This window comes from Deinococcus sp., from assembly GCF_030523985.1.
GTDB lineage: Bacteria > Deinococcota > Deinococci > Deinococcales > Deinococcaceae > Deinococcus.
In genome coordinates this window covers 1-3,270 of sequence record NZ_JAUNHK010000173.1, presented here as the reverse complement: position 1 = coordinate 3,270, position 3,270 = coordinate 1, and the positions used below count along the sequence as shown (strand labels likewise).

Annotated in this window: 4 protein-coding genes and 2 pseudogenes; 5 read left to right on the top strand and 1 reads right to left on the bottom strand. The window is 61.6% G+C overall.

From position 1 onward, the window contains the following. A pseudogene (locus Q4C89_RS14525) lies at nt 1–216 on the top strand (3-octaprenyl-4-hydroxybenzoate carboxy-lyase); the annotation flags it as partial. A gap of 73 nt (nt 217–289) precedes the next feature. On the opposite strand, the gene Q4C89_RS14520 reads toward Q4C89_RS14525, so the two are convergent. Next, complete coding sequence (locus Q4C89_RS14520; protein ID WP_303103337.1) at nt 290–1,459, bottom strand: M20 aminoacylase family protein; 1,170 nt, start codon at nt 1,457–1,459, stop codon at nt 290–292. A gap of 104 nt (nt 1,460–1,563) precedes the next feature. On the opposite strand from Q4C89_RS14520, the gene ispD reads away from it, so the two are divergent. The 4 genes and pseudogenes from ispD to Q4C89_RS14500 all read left to right on the top strand — a co-directional run. After that, a complete protein-coding gene (gene ispD / locus Q4C89_RS14515; protein ID WP_303103336.1) occupies nt 1,564–2,295 on the top strand; it encodes a 2-C-methyl-D-erythritol 4-phosphate cytidylyltransferase in 732 nt (243 codons plus the stop codon). Nucleotides 2,296–2,380: 85 nt separating this feature from the next. Beyond that, a complete protein-coding gene (locus tag Q4C89_RS14510) occupies nt 2,381–2,662 on the top strand; it encodes an AbrB/MazE/SpoVT family DNA-binding domain-containing protein (protein WP_303103335.1) in 282 nt (93 codons plus the stop codon). Then, entirely contained in the window at nt 2,656–3,084 is a 429-nt protein-coding gene (locus Q4C89_RS14505) for a PIN domain-containing protein (RefSeq protein ID WP_303103334.1), read from the top strand. Before Q4C89_RS14510 ends, Q4C89_RS14505 begins: the two co-directional genes overlap by 7 nt. A 52-nt stretch (nt 3,085–3,136) precedes the next feature. After that, a pseudogene (locus tag Q4C89_RS14500) lies at nt 3,137–3,270 on the top strand (4-(cytidine 5'-diphospho)-2-C-methyl-D-erythritol kinase); the annotation flags it as partial.

Sequence of the window (3,270 nt, the reverse complement as noted above, 5' to 3'; positions counted from 1 at the left end):
CTGGTGCTGGTGCTGCGCGAAGACCCCATGCCCAGACCGATGCTGGTGAATATGCTGGCGGCCCATGACGCGGGGGCCACCCTGATGAGCGCCAGCCCCGGCTTTTACCACGCGCCGGACAGTGTGAACGAACTGCTGCATTTCGTGACGGTGCGCGTGCTCGACCAGTTTGGACTGGAGGCAGGCGGGATGAAGCGGTGGGGAGAAAACACCTGAATGTCCACGAGGAAACCGCAGCCCGGTTGCTTTTTGGGCTGCGGTCTACAGCAAATCGGCTGGAAACGGGAGGCTACTCGCTCGTCAGATAGCGCTCGACCAGCGTGCACCAGTAGGCAGCCGCCACCGGAAGGATTTCGTCGTTGAAGTCGTACAGCGGGTTATGCAGCATGGCGCAATCCGTCCCGTTGCCTAAGAAGAAATAGCATCCGTTGGGCTGGGCGTTCAGCATGAAGGCGAAATCCTCACTGCCCATCATGACGGGCATCTCGGTCACGACCTTCTCGGCTCCGGCGAACTCCTGGGCCACGCGAACGGCGAACTGCGTCGCCTCGGAACCGTTGACCAAGCTGGGGCAGGAATTGGTGATTTCCATCGTCGCACTGGCACCGAAGCTGCGGGCCTGGAGGTCAACCACGTCCCTCATTCTTTGGATGACCAAGTCCCTCACTTCAGGCTTCAGCGTTCTGACCGTCAGCTGCAAGGTCGTTTCTTCGTTGACCACGTTGGGCGCTTGCCCGCCGTGAATGCTCCCCACGGTAATCACCGCTGCGTCCAGGGGGCTGACATTGCGAGAAACGATGGTTTGCAAGGCCACCACGATATGGCTGGCGATCACATTGGCATCTATGCCGTGTTCTGGCATCGCGCCGTGACTGCTTTTGCCCTTGATGTGGACTTTGACGGTGTCGGAGGCGGCCATGGAAACGCCTTCGCGGAAAAGAAACAGGCCCGTCGGAGCGCCTGGGCCGTTGTGGAAGGCGAAGATGGCGTCGCAGGGGAACTGGTCGAACAGGCCGTCGTCCAGCATCACCCTGCCGCCGTACAGCAATTCTTCGGCGGGCTGGAAGATGAGGTGCACGGTGCCGCTGAAGTTCCTGGTTTCGGCCAGGCGTTTGGCGGCAGCCAGCAACGAGGTGGTGTGCCCGTCATGCCCGCAGCCGTGAAACTTGCCTTCCACTGCGCTTTTCCAGGGTTTATCTCCTTGCTCGACGATAGGCAAGGCGTCCATGTCGGCGCGAATGCCGACGACTTTTTTGCCGTCACCGGCCCTGAGGGTGCCGACCACGCCCGTCCCGGCCAGGCCACGGTGGACTTCGTAGCCCCAGCTTTCCAGGAGGTCGGCCACCAGTTTGCTGGTCTGCTCCTCTTCGAATCCGAGTTCGGGATGCTGGTGGATGCGGTGGCGGATGGCTTCGAACTCTGCCTTTTCTTTGGTGAGGGCTTCCAGATGGTCGTTCATGCCGTCACTCCTTTCGGTGGATTTGCGCTGCTGCGTCCCCCAGCCTAGCGCGAGGCCAAACCGGAGGAGAAAGAGGATTTTCAACCTCTAAACTATGTCCACCCGTGCCTTCTCCAGTAGCCGCCAATCATCAGTCGTCTTTTGCCGCCCTCATCCCCGCCGCTGGCTCGGGCACCCGATTGGGCAAAGGCCCCAAAGCCGCCGTCACCGTGGGCGGGCGCTCGCTGCTGGCGTGGGCGGCCCAGGCGTTGGCACCGCATGTAACGGAAGTGGTGGTGGCCCTCCCAGACGGACTGGAACTGCCCGCCGATGTCCCCGCAGGTGTTCGCAGCATCACGGGCGGCGAAACGCGGCAGGAGAGTGTGGAAAAACTGCTTTATGCCACAGAGGCCGAGTATGTGCTGATTCACGACGCGGCCCGCCCCTTCCTGAGCGCCGAAATTATCCGCGAGGTGCAAGCCGCCGTGCTGGAGGCAGGCGCGGCGACGGTGGCCCTGCCCGTGGCGGACTCGTTGGTGCGGTCTGACCCTCAACCCTCAACCATTGACCATCCACCCCTCTGGGGCGAGGCGGTCAGCCGCGAACACCTCTGGGCCGTTCAGACGCCGCAGGGCTTTCGCCGCACGCTGCTGCGGGAAGCCCACGCGCAGGCCAGGGCCGAGGGCTTTGCCGCCACCGATGACGCGGGACTGGTGGCACGGCTGGGCCACGCGGTGCGGCTGGTGCGCGGGGACGCGAGGCTGTTCAAGGTGACGACAGCGGGGGATTTGGCGTTGGCGGAAGCGGTGGCTGGCGCGGGTGGGAACGTGGAAAGGTCAAAGGTGGAAAAGCGGTAAGGAAAAATGCGACCCTGACCTTCCCACCTTGCCACTTTAGACCCTAGACGGGCCACCCATTTTGCCAAAATGCTACATTTTTACCATGACGCAGGACGCCTTTACGGTCAAGGGAAAAATAGACAAGTTAGGCCGCATCGTCATTCCCAAAAAGGTGCGTGAGGCGCTGCATTTGCAGCCGGAGAGCAACATTGAAATCAGTGTGCAGGATGGTGGTCTGCACATCGTGCCGGAAACGCCCAGATATGTCATCAGCAAGGATGAAAGGGGTCGCCCCGTCATTCATTTGCTTGAAGCGGCGCTGATAGGCAATGACCCCGTGAGTGAAACGCCCGACGAGCGAATGGACAGGTTGATGCGGTGGTAAAGCGCACCCTGCCCGATTCCAGCGTGCTGATCGCCGCACTGTTTGCCGCTCATCCGAGTCACCAGTGGGCCACTCAGCAACTGGATGAGGCCGAACAGGGCGAGGTGTACGTCAGCGCCCACAGTCTGGCAGAAGTCTTCAAGGTGTTGACGGGCCATCCCCAACTGCGAATGCCGCCCGCTGAGGCGCAGCAAGCCCTGACTGATTTGCTGGCGGGTTATCACCAAGTTCCCCTCACCGCCGCCGACTACCACGCCGCCCTGACCCGCTGCGCCGAACATCACCTGTCGGGCAGCGTGATTTTTGACGCGCTGATTGCTCAAGCCGCGCTGAATGCTGAGGCGGGGGCTATTGTGACCCTCAACCCGAAAGATTTTCGCCGCCTGGGTGCGGACGTAGCGGCATTGGTGGTCAGTCCATGAGGAGGGTCTAAACGTGGAAACGTCTAAACGTCCAAGCGCCTCACCATCAACCATCAACCATCTACCATCACCCTATTTCGCTCCTGCCAAAATCAACCTCGGTCTCTCCGTGCTGGGCGTGCGCGAGAACGGCTACCACGACCTGCACAGCCTGTTCGTGCGGCTGAATGTGGGCGACACGCTGGA